At 74.8% G+C, this 13,997-nt stretch carries 15 protein-coding genes; 8 read left to right on the top strand and 7 right to left on the bottom strand.

Going from position 1 to position 13,997, the window contains the following annotated elements; all coding sequences use genetic code 11:
- Positions 1–2: 2 nt before the first annotated feature.
- Positions 3–887: an acetoacetate decarboxylase family protein gene (locus ACI79I_RS05145; RefSeq protein WP_456991201.1), complete on the bottom strand. Its 885-nt coding sequence runs from the start codon at positions 885–887 to the stop codon at positions 3–5.
- 120 nt (positions 888–1,007) lie between these two features.
- Here ACI79I_RS05145 and ACI79I_RS05140 point away from each other — a divergent pair, with 120 nt between their 5' ends.
- Positions 1,008–3,341 (top strand): putative bifunctional diguanylate cyclase/phosphodiesterase, encoded by a 2,334-nt coding sequence (locus ACI79I_RS05140; protein WP_456991200.1) that lies wholly within the window; start codon positions 1,008–1,010, stop codon positions 3,339–3,341.
- A gap of 9 nt (positions 3,342–3,350) precedes the next feature.
- On the opposite strand, the gene ACI79I_RS05135 is transcribed toward ACI79I_RS05140, so the two are convergent.
- The 4 genes from ACI79I_RS05135 to ACI79I_RS05120 form a co-directional block, all read right to left on the bottom strand.
- Positions 3,351–3,893 (bottom strand): PaaI family thioesterase, encoded by a 543-nt coding sequence (locus ACI79I_RS05135; protein ID WP_456991199.1) that lies wholly within the window; start codon positions 3,891–3,893, stop codon positions 3,351–3,353.
- Positions 3,894–4,170: 277 nt separating this feature from the next.
- Entirely contained in the window at positions 4,171–4,995 is an 825-nt protein-coding gene (locus ACI79I_RS05130; protein ID WP_456991197.1) for a succinate dehydrogenase/fumarate reductase iron-sulfur subunit, read from the bottom strand.
- Complete coding sequence (locus tag ACI79I_RS05125; protein WP_456991196.1) at positions 4,992–6,938, bottom strand: fumarate reductase/succinate dehydrogenase flavoprotein subunit; 1,947 nt, start codon at positions 6,936–6,938, stop codon at positions 4,992–4,994. Before ACI79I_RS05125 ends, ACI79I_RS05130 begins: the two co-directional genes overlap by 4 nt.
- Before the next feature lie 14 nt (positions 6,939–6,952).
- Positions 6,953–7,648 (bottom strand): succinate dehydrogenase cytochrome b subunit, encoded by a 696-nt coding sequence (locus ACI79I_RS05120; protein ID WP_456991195.1) that lies wholly within the window; start codon positions 7,646–7,648, stop codon positions 6,953–6,955.
- A gap of 189 nt (positions 7,649–7,837) precedes the next feature.
- Between ACI79I_RS05120 and ACI79I_RS05115 the strand changes: the two genes are divergently transcribed.
- From ACI79I_RS05115 to ACI79I_RS05100, 4 genes are all read left to right on the top strand, one after another.
- Positions 7,838–8,446, top strand: coding sequence for a sulfite oxidase-like oxidoreductase (locus ACI79I_RS05115; RefSeq protein ID WP_456991194.1), 609 nt, complete (start codon positions 7,838–7,840; stop codon positions 8,444–8,446).
- Positions 8,439–9,155, top strand: a complete 717-nt coding sequence (locus ACI79I_RS05110; protein WP_456991193.1) for an FAD-binding oxidoreductase — start codon at positions 8,439–8,441, stop codon at positions 9,153–9,155. The genes ACI79I_RS05115 and ACI79I_RS05110 overlap by 8 nt, the downstream gene beginning before the upstream one ends.
- A gap of 127 nt (positions 9,156–9,282) precedes the next feature.
- A complete protein-coding gene (locus ACI79I_RS05105) occupies positions 9,283–9,798 on the top strand; it encodes a GNAT family N-acetyltransferase (RefSeq protein ID WP_456991192.1) in 516 nt (171 codons plus the stop codon).
- A gap of 51 nt (positions 9,799–9,849) precedes the next feature.
- The gene (locus ACI79I_RS05100) at positions 9,850–10,044 is read left to right on the top strand and encodes a hypothetical protein (RefSeq protein ID WP_456991191.1); all 195 of its coding nucleotides are present in this window, start codon (positions 9,850–9,852) and stop codon (positions 10,042–10,044) included.
- 19 nt (positions 10,045–10,063) lie between these two features.
- On the opposite strand, the gene ACI79I_RS05095 is transcribed toward ACI79I_RS05100, so the two are convergent.
- Positions 10,064–10,762 (bottom strand): monooxygenase, encoded by a 699-nt coding sequence (locus tag ACI79I_RS05095; protein WP_456991190.1) that lies wholly within the window; start codon positions 10,760–10,762, stop codon positions 10,064–10,066.
- 141 nt (positions 10,763–10,903) lie between these two features.
- On the opposite strand from ACI79I_RS05095, the gene ACI79I_RS05090 reads away from it, so the two are divergent.
- The 3 genes from ACI79I_RS05090 to ACI79I_RS05080 are packed head-to-tail and all read left to right on the top strand — an operon-like array spanning position 10,904 to position 13,435.
- The gene (locus ACI79I_RS05090; protein WP_456991189.1) at positions 10,904–11,713 is read left to right on the top strand and encodes a formate/nitrite transporter family protein; all 810 of its coding nucleotides are present in this window, start codon (positions 10,904–10,906) and stop codon (positions 11,711–11,713) included.
- 58 nt (positions 11,714–11,771) lie between these two features.
- The gene (locus tag ACI79I_RS05085; protein WP_456991188.1) at positions 11,772–12,674 is read left to right on the top strand and encodes an ABC transporter ATP-binding protein; all 903 of its coding nucleotides are present in this window, start codon (positions 11,772–11,774) and stop codon (positions 12,672–12,674) included.
- Entirely contained in the window at positions 12,671–13,435 is a 765-nt protein-coding gene (locus tag ACI79I_RS05080) for an ABC transporter permease (protein ID WP_456991187.1), read from the top strand. Before ACI79I_RS05085 ends, ACI79I_RS05080 begins: the two co-directional genes overlap by 4 nt.
- Here ACI79I_RS05080 and ACI79I_RS05075 read toward each other — a convergent pair.
- The gene (locus ACI79I_RS05075; protein ID WP_456991186.1) at positions 13,432–13,980 is read right to left on the bottom strand and encodes a DUF1990 family protein; all 549 of its coding nucleotides are present in this window, start codon (positions 13,978–13,980) and stop codon (positions 13,432–13,434) included. The genes ACI79I_RS05080 and ACI79I_RS05075 overlap by 4 nt on opposite strands.
- Positions 13,981–13,997 lie beyond the last annotated feature (17 nt).

The following is a 13,997-nucleotide window of genomic DNA, read 5'->3' as shown; positions in this document are numbered from 1 at the left end:
CGTCAGGCGGGCGCCGGCGGCGCGTACAGGTCCAGCGGCGCGGTGCCGGGGTAGCGGACGGTGAACCGGCCGCGCGTCCGCTCCGCACCACGGTGTCCGCGGTGGGCCGGCGCCGACCCGACGGGCCGGCCGGCGGGCAGCAGGCTGCGGTGGTCCAGGTAGTCGAACACCGCCAGCGGGGCCGGCGAGACGCCGAGCCGGCGCAGGTGCTCGGCCACCGGGTGGTCGCCGAGCTCCAGCGCGCCGGAGGCCGCTCCGATGCCCAGGCGCAGCCGGCCGGCCATCGGCACCACCGTCTCGACGAGCTGCCCGTCCCGCTCGCTGTACATGACCGCGGGCCGCCGGTCGGGGAACACCGGCCCGGCGGATCGGACGGTGAGCGACAGCACCGGCGTCGCGCCCTCGGCCAGGGACACCCGCCGGGCCGTCCGCTCCTCGGCGAAGTCCATGTCGGCGACGAACTTCGGGAACCCCCACAGCGCGACCCCGGCGTCCCGGGCCTCGGCCGTGGTCACCGGCAGGTGCAGCACGAACAGCGGCAGCCGGCGGCGCAGCAGCGGCAGCAGGCGTGGGGCCGGGCCGCGGGTCACCACGGCCGCGACCGAGAGCTCCCCGTAGGGCGCCAGCAGTCGGGGCGGGTCGTCGGCGGTGGTCACCGCGCGGTAGCGGAAGGCGGCCACCGACAGGAGGGCCCGCCCGTCGGCCCACCGGACCGGCCGCAGCAGGCCGGCGGGGAGGGCGGCGGCGACCGCGGCGGGGTCGGCGGGGTGCACCGAGGCGAAGCAGGCGCTGTCGGGGTAGCGCAGCGGCAGCCGGAACGAGCGGTCGCCGACCCGGACCTCCGGGGACGGACCCGCCCACTCGTCGGGATCGTCCCGGTTGGTCACGGCGGCTCCCCTCGGCGGCTGCCCCCAGCCTGCACGGCGCCGTCACGGTGTCCAGGGGCGCCCGGCCCCGTGGAGGGATCCCCCTCCCGGGGGAACCGGACGATCCGGCACCGCGCTGGGGTGGAGAGCGACGGGGACGCCGCCGATGCCTTGACCGTGGTGGAGCACGCCCCCGGCGCGCAGCGTGGCGCGCGGACCCGCCAGCGCACCGACCGGTCGCTGCGGGTCGTGCGCGCGGCCGCTGCCGTGCTGGGGGCGACCTACGTGGCGTCGCTGGCCGCGTCGGGCCTGGGTGCCACCGGCCGGCTCGCCGTCCTGGCCGGCGGGGGGAAGCTGCTGTTCCTCGCCGGGCTGGCCGCGCTGCTCGCCGCGCGGGCGGCCGTCGCGACCCGGGACCGGGCCGCCTGGCTGTGCTTCGCCGCCGCGGTGGCCTCCTACCTGGCCGGTGCGCTCGCCCAGCAGCTCCACTACGCCTCCCTGCCGGTGGTGCCGCGCCCCTCGTGGGCCGACGTCGGCTGGATGGGCCTGTACCCGTTCGCCTACGTCGGCCTGGTCCTCCTGCTGCGGGCGCGCGTGCGCCGGCTGACGTCGAGCACGTGGCTCGACGGCGTGGTGAGCGGGCTGACCGCCGCGGCCCTGGGCTCGGCGTTCGCGCTGGGCGCCCTCCTGCGGACGGCGGAGGGGCCGCCCGGCGCCGTCGTCACCGCCGTCGCCTACCCCGTCGCCGACCTGCTGCTGCTCGTGCTCATCGCCGGCGCGCTGGCCGTCGTGGGCCGCGGCGCCGGTGGTGTGTGGTGGTGGCTGACCGGCGGCATGGCGCTGTTCGGGGTCACCGACACCGTGTACGCCTACCAGGTCGTCCACGACTCGTTCGTCCCCGGCTCGGTGCTGGACCTCGGCTGGGGGCTGGCGTTCGGCTGCTTCGGCCTGGCGGCCTGCTCCGCTCCGCGGTCCGGGGGGACCACGCGGCTGGAGGGGCTGGGCGCGCTCGCCGTCCCCGGGGTGTGCGCCGTGGCCGCGCTGACCCTGCTGTTCACCGGCTACCTGGAGGGCGGCGACCCCCTGGCCGGCGTGCTCGCCCTCGGCGCCGTCCTGGCCGCTCTGGCACGCACCGCCCTCACCTTCCGCGACGTGCGCGCGCTCGCCGACAGCCGCCGCCAGGCGCGGACCGACGACCTCACCGGCCTGCCCAACCGCCGGCAGGTGTTCGAGGCGCTGGCCGGTGTCGACGCGCACCTGCGCGCGGGCGGCAGCGTCGCGGTGCTCGTGGTCGACCTGGACCGGTTCAAGGAGATCAACGACTCGCTGGGCCACGCCGTCGGGGACGCGCTGCTGCGCCAGGTCGGCCCGCGTCTGCTCGCGCAGCTGCGTGGCGGGGACCTGCTCGCCCGGCTCGGCGGCGACGAGTTCGTCGTCGTGGCGTCCGACCTGGACGACACCGGTGCCCTCGCCCTCGCCCAGCGGCTGTGCGCCACCCTGGAGGAGCCGTTCCGGCTGGGCGGCATGGCGCTGCGCGTCGACGCCAGCGTGGGCATCGCCGTCGGTCCGCAGCACTCCCGGTCGGCCGAGGAGCTGCTGCAGATGGCCGACCTGGCCATGTACTGCGCCAAGGCCACCCGCTCCGGGGCCGCCGTCTACGACGAGGAGCGGCACGGCTCCGGGCGGCACCGGCTGGAGGCCGTCGAGCAGCTGCGCCAGGCCATCGCCGGCGGCGAGCTGGTCCTGCACCACCAGCCCAAGCTGACCCTGGCCACCGGCGCGGTCGAGGGCGTGGAGTGCCTCGTGCGCTGGCAGCACCCCACCCGCGGGCTGCTGTACCCCGACGCGTTCGTCGAGCTGGCCGAGTCCGCGGGGCTCATGTCGTCCCTGACGTCGGCGGTGGTCGACCTCGCCCTCGCCCAGCGCCGCGCGTGGGCCGACGACGGCCGCGAGCTCACCGTCGCGGTCAACGTCAGCCCCTCGGACCTGGTCGACGAGCGGTTCCCCGACGAGGTCGCCGCGCTGCTGCACCGCCACGGCGTCCCCGCGTGCGCGCTGGTCCTCGAGGTCACCGAGAGCCTGCTCATGGCCGACCGGGAGCGCGCCGCCCGCGTCCTCGCCCGGCTGCGCGAGGCCGGCGTCGGCGTCTCCATCGACGACTACGGCACCGGGTACTCCAGCCTGGCCTACCTGGCCGCGCTGCCGGTGACCGAGCTGAAGCTGGACCGTGCCTTCGTCGCCGCGCTGACCGGCAGCCCCCGGTCGGCGGCGATCGTCACCTCGACCCTGCAGCTGGCGCACGCGCTCGGCCTGACGCTGGTGGCGGAGGGGGCCGAGGACCAGGCGACCGTCGACGCCCTGGCCGTCCTCGGCTGTGACGTCGTCCAGGGGTACCACCTCAGCCGGCCGCTGACCGCCGGGCAGCTGGCCGACTGGCTGGACGCCTGGTCGGCCCGCCGCGACCGCGTCGGCTGAGCGCGGGGCTCAGCGGGGGAGGGGGAAGACCAGCAGCGAGCTGGACGCGGTCGCCACGGCCTGCCCGGCGGCGTCGCGGACCTCGCCCTCGGCGAAGGCGACGCGCCGGCCCGGCTTGACCACCGTGCCGACGGCGGTGAGCGGCCCGCTGCCGGCGTGGACGGACCGCAGGTAGTTGACCTTGATCTCGATCGAGGTGTAGCCCGTGCCCTGCGGCAACGTGGAGTGGACCGCGCACCCCGCGACGGTGTCGAGCAGGGTGCACACCAGGCCGCCGTGCACGACGCCGATCGGGTTGTAGGCCGACTCGTCGACCGCGCAGCGGAACTCCACCCGCCCCTCGGTGACCGAGACGACGTCCATGGGGAACAGCCGGGCGATCGGGGGCGGGGGGAGGAGCCCGTCGCGGATGGCCTCCAGCGTCTCCAGCCCGCTGCGCTCCAGTGCCCCGGCGGCCACCACCATGGGGTCGTGCCAGGTCACCGTGCGCGAGCGCGGCTCCCCCCAGGCGGCGGGGGAGGTGGTCGGGTCGGCGGTCTGCTCGGTCGTCACCCGGCTAGGTTCGCACATCGAACCCAGCGGGTCGCGCTCGGCCGGCCGACCGCCCTCCCGGGGCACCCCGACGACGACAGCGGGCGGGGACCCCGGAGGGTCCCCGCCCGCTGTCGTTTGCCCGGTCACGCCGGGGTCCCGCCTCGGCTCCTGGCCCCGTCCCGGGTCCCGCCCTGAGCCTGCGAAGGGTGGGGAGGACGGGGTCTCGCCTCGGCTCCTGGCCCCGTCCCGGGTCCCGCCCTGAGCCTGCGAAGGGTGGGGAGGACGGGGTCCTGTCTCAGCTCTTCGGCCGTGCGCCGGCGCGCAGGGCGCCGAGCAGGTCGTGGTTGAGCCGGGAGATGGTCTCCATCGAGATGCCCTTGGGGCAGGAGGCCGAGCACTCCCCGATGTTGGTGCAGCCGCCGAAGCCCTCACGGTCCTGCTGGGCGACCATGTTGACCACGCGGTCGTTACGCTCGGGCTGCCCCTGCGGCAGCAGCCCGAGGTGGGTGACCTTGGCGGCCGTGAACAGCATCGACGACGCGTTGGGACAGGCCGCCACGCAGGCGCCGCAGCCGATGCAGGTCGCGGCGTCGAACGCGGCGTCGGCGTCCTTCTTCGGCACCGGGACGGAGTGGGCCTCCGGGGCGGTGCCGGTCGGGACGCTGATGTAGCCGCCGGCCTGGATGATCCGGTCGAACGCCCGCCGGTCGACGGCGAGGTCCTTGATCACCGGGAACGGCGTCGCACGCCACGGCTCGACGTCGATCGTGTCGCCGTCCTTGAACGACCGCATGTGCAGCTGGCACGTGGTGGTCTGCTGCGGCCCGTGCGCCATGCCGTTGATCATGACGCCGCACATGCCGCAGATGCCCTCGCGGCAGTCGTGGTCGAACGACACCGGGTCGTCGCCGGCCTGGATCAGCTGCTCGTTGAGCACGTCGAGCATCTCGAGGAAGGACATGTCCGGCGAGATGTCGGTGACCTTGTAGCTGACCATGCGGCCCTTGTCGCGCGGGCCGTTCTGCCGCCAGATGCGCAGGGTGAGGGTCATGCCGCGCTTCTCGGCCCGCGCGTCCTGCGCGCCGACCGTCGAGTGGGCGCCCTCGTGGGTGACTGTCACTTGTAGCTCCGCTGGGCGAGGTGGACGTACTCGTACTCGAGGGCTTCGCGGTGCAGGACGGGCGGAGCGCCTTCCGGCGTCCACTCCCACGCGGCGACGTAGGCGAAGTTCTCGTCGTCGCGCAGCGCCTCACCGTCGGGCGTCTGGCTCTCGGCCCGGAAGTGCCCACCGCAGCTCTCGTTGCGGTGCAGGGCGTCGACGCACATCAGCTCGGCGAGCTCGATGAAGTCGGCGACCCGGCCGGCGTGCTCGAGGGTCTGGTTGAAGCCGCCCTCGGTCCCGGTCACCCGCAGGTTGGTCCAGAACTCCTGGCGGATCTCGGGGATCCGGTCCAGGGCCTTGCGCAGGCTCTCCTCGGAGCGCTCCATGCCGCAGAGGTCCCACATCAGCCGGCCCAGCTCCCGGTGGAACGAGGCGGGGCTGCGGGTGCCGTTGATGGAGAGCAGCTTCTGCACCTGCGCCTGGACCCCCTGCAGCGCCTCGACGGCGGCGGGGTGGCTGTCGTCGACCTTGGGGAAGGGGGCGTCGGCCAGGTACTCGGTGATCGTCGACGGCAGCACGAAGTAGCCGTCGGCCAGGCCCTGCATCAGGGCGCTGGCGCCGAGCCGGTTGGCGCCGTGGTCGGAGAAGTTGGCCTCACCGATCACGAACATGCCCGGGATCGTCGACTGCAGGTCGTAGTCGACCCACAGGCCGCCCATCGTGTAGTGGACCGCCGGGTAGATGCGCATCGGGGTCTCGTACGGGTTCTCGCCCGTGATCTGGGCGTACATGTCGAACAGGTTCCCGTACTTGGCCTCGACCGCCGGCCGACCCATCCGCGCGATGGCGTCGGCGAAGTCGAGGTAGACGCCCAGCCCGCCGGGGCCGACGCCGCGGCCCTCGTCGCACACGTTCTTGGCCTGTCGCGAGGCGATGTCGCGGGGCACCAGGTTGCCGAACGAGGGGTAGATGCGCTCGAGGTAGTAGTCCCGCTCGGCCTCGGGGATGTCCCGCGGGTCGCGGGTGTCGCCGCGCTCCTTGGGCACCCACACGCGGCCGTCGTTGCGCAGCGACTCGCTCATCAGCGTGAGCTTGGACTGGTAGTCGCCCTTGACCGGGATGCAGGTCGGGTGGATCTGCGTGTAGCAGGGGTTGGCGAAGTACGCGCCCCGCTTGTGCGCCCGCCAGATCGCCGTGGCGTTGGAGCCCTTGGCGTTGGTCGACAGGTAGAACACGTTGCCGTACCCGCCGGTGGCCAGGACGACGGCGTCGCCGAAGTGCGTGCTGATCTCGCCGCTGACCAGGTCGCGGGCCACGATGCCGCGGGCCCGGCCGTCGACGACGATCAGGTCGAGCATCTCGGTGCGCGCGTGCTGCTCGACGCTGCCGGCCGCGATCTGCCGCTCCAGGGCCTGGTAGGCGCCGTAGAGCAGCTGCTGGCCCGTCTGGCCGCGGGCGTAGAAGGTCCGCGACACCTGGGTGCCACCGAAGGAGCGGTTGTCGAGCAGGCCGCCGTACTCGCGGGCGAAGGGCACGCCCTGGGCCACCGCCTGGTCGATGATGTTGACGCTGACCTCGGCGAGGCGGTGCACGTTGTTCTCGCGGGCGCGGAAGTCGCCGCCCTTGACCGTGTCGTAGAACAGCCGGTGCACGGAGTCGCCGTCGTTGCGGTAGTTCTTGGCGGCGTTGATGCCGCCCTGCGCGGCGACGCTGTGCGCGCGGCGCGGGCTGTCCTGGTACCAGAACGACTTGACCTTGTAGCCGGCCTCGCCCAGGGTCGCGGCGGCCGAGCCGCCGGCCAGGCCGGTGCCGACGACGATGATCGTCATCTTGCGGCGGTTGGCGGGGTTGACCAGCCGGCCGCGGAAGCGGCGGGTGCTCCAGCGCTCGCCGATCGGCACGTCCATGGGTGCCTTGGTGTCGGCGATCGGGTCACCGACGGTGAAGAGGTCGAGAGGCATCGCGGTGGAGCTCCTTAGTCGATGAGCCCGAAGAGGACGGAGAACGGCACGAGCAGGAAGCCGCCGATGAGGACGACGGAGAACGCGAGCGCGAAGAGGTTCACCGTCTTCTCGCGGCGCCGGTTGCTCTGGCCGAGGGTCTGCGTGGCGCTCCAGATGCCGTGCCGCAGGTGCATGCCGAGCAGGATCAGGGCGATGGCGTAGAAGATGACCACGATCGGGTTGGAGAAGCCCGCGACCAGGCGGTCGTAGGGCGTGGTGCCCGGTCCCTCGGGGTTCGCGACGCCGAGCGTCAGGTCGAGGATGTGGTAGATGATGAACGCCAGGACGATCACGCCGCCCCACCGCATGGTGCGCGAGGCGTAGCTCTGGGCCACCGCCTTCTTGGTGACGTACCCGTGGGGCCGGGCGCGCTTGGCCTGGCGCCACAGCGAGACCGCCGCCCAGATGTGCGCCCCGACCGCGACCAGGAGGACGACGCGGATGATCCACAGCGTCGTCTGCGCGGGGACCGCCGGCTCCCCGATCGTGCGGATCCACTCCGAGTAGTGGTTGAACGACTCGCGGCCGGTGAAGGCCTTGAGGTTCCCGATCATGTGCGCGATCAGGTAGAGCACCAGGATGATGCCGCTGACCGCCATCACGATCTTCTTGAAGACCGAACTGGTCTTCGCTGCCTTCGGGGTCCTGCGCTGACCCGCTTGCGTCACCGTCACCACGGCTGCCAACGCTAGGTCGTCGCCGTGCCGTCGGCCACGTCAACGCGAGGTGACACAGCTCTCGTAAGGGTGCCCTAACCGCTCCGACCCGCTAAGGTGCGCTCGGCCGCCGTTCAGGTGCGTCTCGCGGCGGAGCCCGACCGGGGCCGCCGGTGCACCCCGGAGGGGGAGGAGCACGGCATGGCCGGACCCACTCGCGGCTTCCTGGGCCGCCGACAGAACCGGGACCCCCGGCTCCCGCCCGGGCAGTACGACGCCGGCCGGGACTGGCCGGTGCTCACCGCGGAGCCGACGCCCCGGATCAGCCCCGAGACCTGGAGCATCACCGTCGACGGGCGGGTGGAGAACCCGACGACCTGGACCTGGGACGAGGCCCACCGGCTGCCCCGATCGGAGTACCGCGGGGCCATCCACTGCGTGACCACGTGGTCGAAGTTCGACACCTGGTTCGCCGGGGTCAGCGTGGACACCCTGCTCGAGGCGGCCCGGCCGACCGCCGACGCGCACTTCGTCATCGCGACGTCCAAGACCGGCTACACCACGAACCTGCCGCTGGAGGACGTCACCGGTGGCAAGGCGTGGGTCGTGTGGGAGTACGACGGCGGCCCGCTGCCGGTCGAGCACGGCGGGCCGGTGCGGCTGCTCGTGCCGCACCTGTACTTCTGGAAGAGCGCGAAGTGGGTCACCCGGCTGACCCTGCTGCAGCGCGACCAGCCCGGGTTCTGGGAGCAGAACGGCTACCACGACCGGGGTGACCCCTGGCGCGAGCAGCGCTACCAGGGTGACTGAGCTGCCGCACCGTCCGCAGGCGCCCAGGGGCGGCTGGCGGACGGCGACCGTGACCGAGGTGCGGCACCCGCTCGAGGACGCCGTCCTGCTGCGGCTCGACGTCGCCGACCGCGTCGAGCACATGGCCGGACAGCACTACGTCGTCCGCCTGACCGCGCCGGACGGCTACCGCGCCCAGCGGTCCTACTCGATCGCCTCCGCACCCGGCGACCCGCAGGTCGAGCTGTTCGTCGAGCGCCTGTTCGAGGGGGAGGTCTCCACCTACCTCGCCGACGTGGTGCAGCCCGGCGACGAGCTGGAGGTGCGCGGCCCGATCGGCGGCTGGTTCGTGTGGGACGGCGCGATGCCGGCGCTGCTGGTGGGCGGGGGCACCGGCGTCGTCCCGTTCGTGGCGATGCTGCGGACCGCGCGCGACCTCGGCCGCACCGACCTCCTGCGCACCGCCGTCTCCACCCGGACGCTGGCCGAGCTGCCCTACGCCGACGAGCTGGTGGCGGCCGGCGCGCTCGTGGTGACCACGCGGGAGGCGCACGGCATCCGGCCGGCCGGGCGGCTCACCCCGGCCGACCTGGTGCCGCTGTGGGAGCCGGGCCAGACGGCCTACGTGTGCGGGTCCCCGGCCTTCGCGGAGGCGGCCAGCCAGCTGCTGGTCGGGATGGGCGTGCCGGCCGCCGACATCCGGGTCGAGCGGTTCGGGCCCAGCGGCTGACCCGCGGCCGGCCCGGCCCGGGCGACGGGCCACCCGCGACCTTGCCGTCGGGCATGCCGCCGCACGCGCCGGGCGGGTGCGGCTCCCCGTGTCGGGGGCGCCGCGGGCCGCCCGGGAGAATGGGCGCATGCGCAGCGAGGTCTCCCCGGTCGAGCACGTCGACGAGGAGCTGCGCGGGGAGATGCTGCGGTGCTGGACCGAGGTGACCAACGCCGGAGGGGCGGTCGGGTTCGTCCCCCCGGTGACGGAGGAGGACGTCGAGCCCTTCCTCGACGCGCTGGTCGCCCGCGTCAACGAGGGGCGGGAGGTCGTCGCGCTGCTCCGGGTGGACGGCGAGGTCGCGGGGTTCGCCGTGCTGTCGCTGTCGGTCAGCCCGCTGCGGCAGCACTGGGCCACGGTGCTGCGCGTGCAGGTGCACCCGAGCCGGCAGGGGCGGGGCCTGGGCCGGGCGCTGATGACCGGCGTCCACGACATCGCGCGGCGGCGCGGCCTGGAGTTCCTGCACCTGACCGCCCGTGGCGGCACCGGGCTCGAGCGGTTCTACCAGGGTCTCGGGTACGCCGAGTTCGGCCGGATGCCCGGCGCGATCCGGGTCGCGCCCGGTGACGACCGCGAGGAGATCCACCTGACCTGCCGGCTGTAGCGGCCGTCCCGGGGGTTGAGCGCCGGTCGCCCGTCCTGGATCCCGGGGCCGGTGCGCGGACTGCAGATCACCTCACCGGCGGGCTTCGAGGACTTCATCGGGGAGCTCGGCCGCCCGCCGACGCGCCCGGGCCTGCCCGAGCCGAGCGAGCCCGACGTGCCCCGCCTCGTCGAGGCCGCCGCCCGCTACTGCGGCGAGGTCCTCGGCCCGCCGCTCTCGCTGGCCGACGTCGCACCCCCCGGCTGACCGTCCCGCCTGCTCCGGCTCAGGCCAGCGGGTCGCGCCCGCCCAGCGTCCCCTCGGCGGAGACCAGCCCGAGTCGGGCGAAGAGCTCCTCGGCGTACCAGCCCTCCTGCGCGGTCCGCCGGACGACGGCCGCGTGCGGTGCCCGGCCGTAGGCGAAGGCGTTGAGCGCGGCGGAGGAGTCCCAGACGCTGAAGGTGCCCTGCAGGCCGATCGGGGCCTCGCCGATGCCGAGGGCCAGGCGCAGGCCGGGGCTCTCGTGCAGGTCCGCGGAGACCGGCGGGACGGCGCGCCAGAACGCGAGCGCCTTGCGCGGGGTGAGCCGGGCGCGGGTCACCGCCGCGACCGGGCCGTCCCAGCGCTGCGGCCAGGGGCGGCCGAAGGGCTCCTCCCGCGACCACCGGCCGCGGGCGGCCAGTGGCCGCAGCCGGGCGGTCCACTGCTCGTCGGCGATCCGCTGCCAGCGGCCGACGACGGGGCCGGCAGCGAAGGCGTCGGCCGCCCGGGCGTCGTCCCACACCGCGAGGAGCGCCCAGCGGCGCGGGTCGGCGTCCCGCACGGTGAAGGTCCGCCCCGTGCCGGTGCCCAGCAGCTTGGCGAACCGCAGGCCGGGAGTGCGGCGCAGCGCCCGGCGGTCGGTGGCCATCCGCACCAGGGCCCGCGGGACCGCCCGGCCGGGCACGCCCCACACGTGCAGGGTGGCCAGCCGTCGCGAGGTCATGTCCACCGATCCTCCCCGCCCCGCCGTCCCCGCGCCTCCTCCGGACGTGTGCCCCCGCCGGTTGGCGGGGTAGGTCCTGCCCGGTCGTGCCGGCACTCGAGCAGCCGGGCGGACGGCGGGCCGATGGAGAGGGAGGCCCCCGTGGCGCAGTCGGTTCGCGAGCAGCTGGGGGAGACCGACGCCCCCGCCGAGGACCAGGTGGCCCAGGCGTTCGACCGGATCGTCGACGAGGGTGCCCAGCGGCTGCACCGCTCGTGGCGGGAGGTGCTGACGACCGGTCTGGCCGGTGGCCTGGAGGTGGCCACGGGGGTGGTGGCGCTGCTGGCCGTCTACGCCGAGACCGGCAGCCACCTGCTGGCCGGCGTCGCGTTCTCCATCGGGTTCGTCGCGCTGATGCTGGCCAAGAGCGAGCTGTTCACCGAGGGCTTCCTGGTCCCGGTGACCGCGGTGGTCGCGGGCCGGGCCAGCGCGGCGCAGCTGGGCAAGCTGTGGGCGGGCACCCTCGTGGCCAACCTGGTCGGCGGCTGGTTGGTCATGTGGCTGGTCGTGCACGCACTGCCCGAGCTGGGGACCACGGCGGTCGAGTCGGGGCGCACCTTCGTGGAGGCGCCGCTGGACCTGCGCGCGGTCTGCCTGGCGCTGCTGGCCGGCGCCTTCATCACGCTGATGACCCGGATGCAGCACGGTGCGACCTCCGAGGCCGGCAAGCTGGCCGCGTCGGTCGCCGGGGCCTTCCTGCTCGCCGGCCTGGTGCTGTTCCACTCGATCCTGGACTCGCTGATCCTCTTCGGCGCGCTGCACGCCGGCGCCCCGTACGGCTACGGGGACTGGCTGGCCTGGTTCTGGTACACGACGCTGCTCAACGTCGCCGGTGGGCTGCTCGTGGTCACCTTCCTGCGGTTGGTGCGCAGCAAGGAGCTCATCGAGCGGGAGCGGGCCGCCGCGTCCTGAGGGCGCCGTCCGCCGAGCCTCCCGCGCGACGGGCCCGCGGCTGGCCATGCTGGCGCACGTGATCGAGCTCGACGGCCTCACCAAGCACTACCGGGACCGCGTCGCCGTCGACGACCTCACCGTCCGCATCGAGCCCGGCCGCGTGACCGGCTTCCTCGGCCCCAACGGCTCGGGCAAGACGACGACGATGCGCTGCGTGCTGGGCCTGACCCGCCCCACCGCCGGGACGGCGACCGTGCTCGGCCTGCCCTACCGGGAGCTGGACCGGCCGATGCGGCGGGTCGGCGCGCTGGTCGACCCGCGGGCCCGTCACCCCGGGCGGACGGCGTACCAGCACCTCGCGGTGCTGGCGCAGAGCAACGCCCTGCCGATGCGGCGGGTCGACGAGGTCGTCGAGCTGGTCGGGCTGGGCAGCGTGGCCCACGAGCGGGTGCGCGGCTTCTCCCTCGGCATGGGCCAGCGGCTGGGCATCGCCGCGGCGTTGCTGGGCGACCCGGAGGTCCTGCTGCTCGACGAGCCGGTCAACGGGCTGGACCCGGAGGGGATCCGCTGGGTGCGCGAGCTGCTCCGCGACCTGGCCGCGGAGGGCCGGACCGTCCTGGTGTCCAGCCACCTGATGAGCGAGATGGAGGACACCGCCGACCACCTCGTCGTGCTCGGCCGGGGCCGGCTGCTGGCCGACGTGTCGATCGCCGACCTGCTGGGTGCGCACGCCGCCGTCCGGGTGCGCAGCCCGGAGGCGCCGGTGCTGTCGATGGCGCTGCGGCGGGCCGGCGCGCACGTGTCGCTCGAGGTCGACGGCGCGCTCCGGGTCGCGGGCCTGGACGTGACCGAGGTCGGGGACGTCGCCTTCGACGCCCGGGTGCGGGTGCACGAGCTCACCCGCGTGATGGCCTCGCTGGAGGCGGCCTACCTGGCGCTGACCGGTGAGGACGTCGAGTACCGGGCGGGTGTGGCGTGAGCCCCTCCCGGACGACCGGCGGGGTGCCGGCGCGGGCGGTGCTGCGCAGCGAGTGGACCAAGCTGCGGTCGGTCCGGTCCACCTGGTGGTGCACGGTCGTCCACCTCGCCGTGGTCGCGGCCTTCGGCTGGCTGGCGGCGGCGAGCACGCAGTCCGCGGTGCGGGCCGACCTGGCCGTGGGTGTGGCGCTCACCGGCTTCGGCTTCGGCCAGCTGGTGCTCGTCGTCCTCGGGGTGCTCGCGGTGACCGCCGAGTTCGCCACCGGGTCGGCGCTGGTCTCGCTCACCGTGGTGCCGCGGCGCACCCGGCTGCTGGTGGCCAAGACCGCCGTCGTCACGGCGTGGGCGGTGCTGCTCACCGCGCTGCTCGCGCTCGTCTGCTGGCTGGCCGCGCGCACGCTCACCGCCGTCCCCGGCGGGGTGCCGCTGGGCGACCCGGCGGTGCTGCGCTCGCTGGGGCTGCAGGTGGCCTCCGCGGCGCTGGTGACGGTGCTCGCGGTCGGGCTCGGCGCGGTGCTGCGCTCGACCGCCGGCGGGGTGGGGCTCGGCGTGGTGCTGGTGTTCGTGCTGCCGCCGCTGCTCGCCCTGGCCGGGGGCGTGGTGGCCTCCCGGGCCTCCCAGGCGCTGCCGGCGCTGCGGGTCGGCGAGGACCCGTTCCTCGCCGTCCCGACCAGTTGGCCGGTGGGGCTGGTCGTCTGCGGCGCGTGGGCGCTGGGTGCCTGGGCGATCGGCGCGGTGCTGCTCGAGCGCCGCGACGTCTAACCCTGCGCGGCGGCCCGCCGGATCGCCGTCAGGTACCGGGCGGTGGCCAGGCGCTGGACGGCGGTGCTGACCGGACCCCCCAGACGCGCGAGCGGGGAGGCCAGGCGGGCGAAGACCCGCAGGGTGAACACGACCTCGCCGCCGGCCGTCCGCCGCACGAGGAACGCCTCCTCGCCGCTCTCCGGGTGTCCGGGCAGGGTGCCGTAGGCGAAGCCGCGCTCGTCGCCGGTGGTCTGCGCCCACACGACCCGGCACGGGATGTCGTAGCCCAGCCGCGGCAGGCCGGCGGTCAGGACGACGACGGTGCCGGGCTCGGACGCCGGACCAGTGGCCCGCACCCGCAACCCGACGCTGCGCTGGGCCCGCCAGTCGAACACCGCGGCGACCGCGCGCGCGAAGACCCCCGGCCCCGCCCCGACGACGATCGAGCGCTCGACGGTGTCGTAGCCGGCCGGCAGCGCCGCCTCCCGTGTCGCGCCCACCTCGGGATAGGTGAGCGGCGTCGTGGCGTACGCGGCCGGGTCCGCGGCGCGGAGCAGGCCCATCAGCGCCGGCTCCCGTG

The sequence above is a fragment of the Geodermatophilus sp. SYSU D01105 genome, assembly GCF_054050095.1.
The sequence above is the reverse complement of the archived record's forward strand: the minus strand, read 5'-3'. Positions and strand labels throughout refer to the sequence as shown.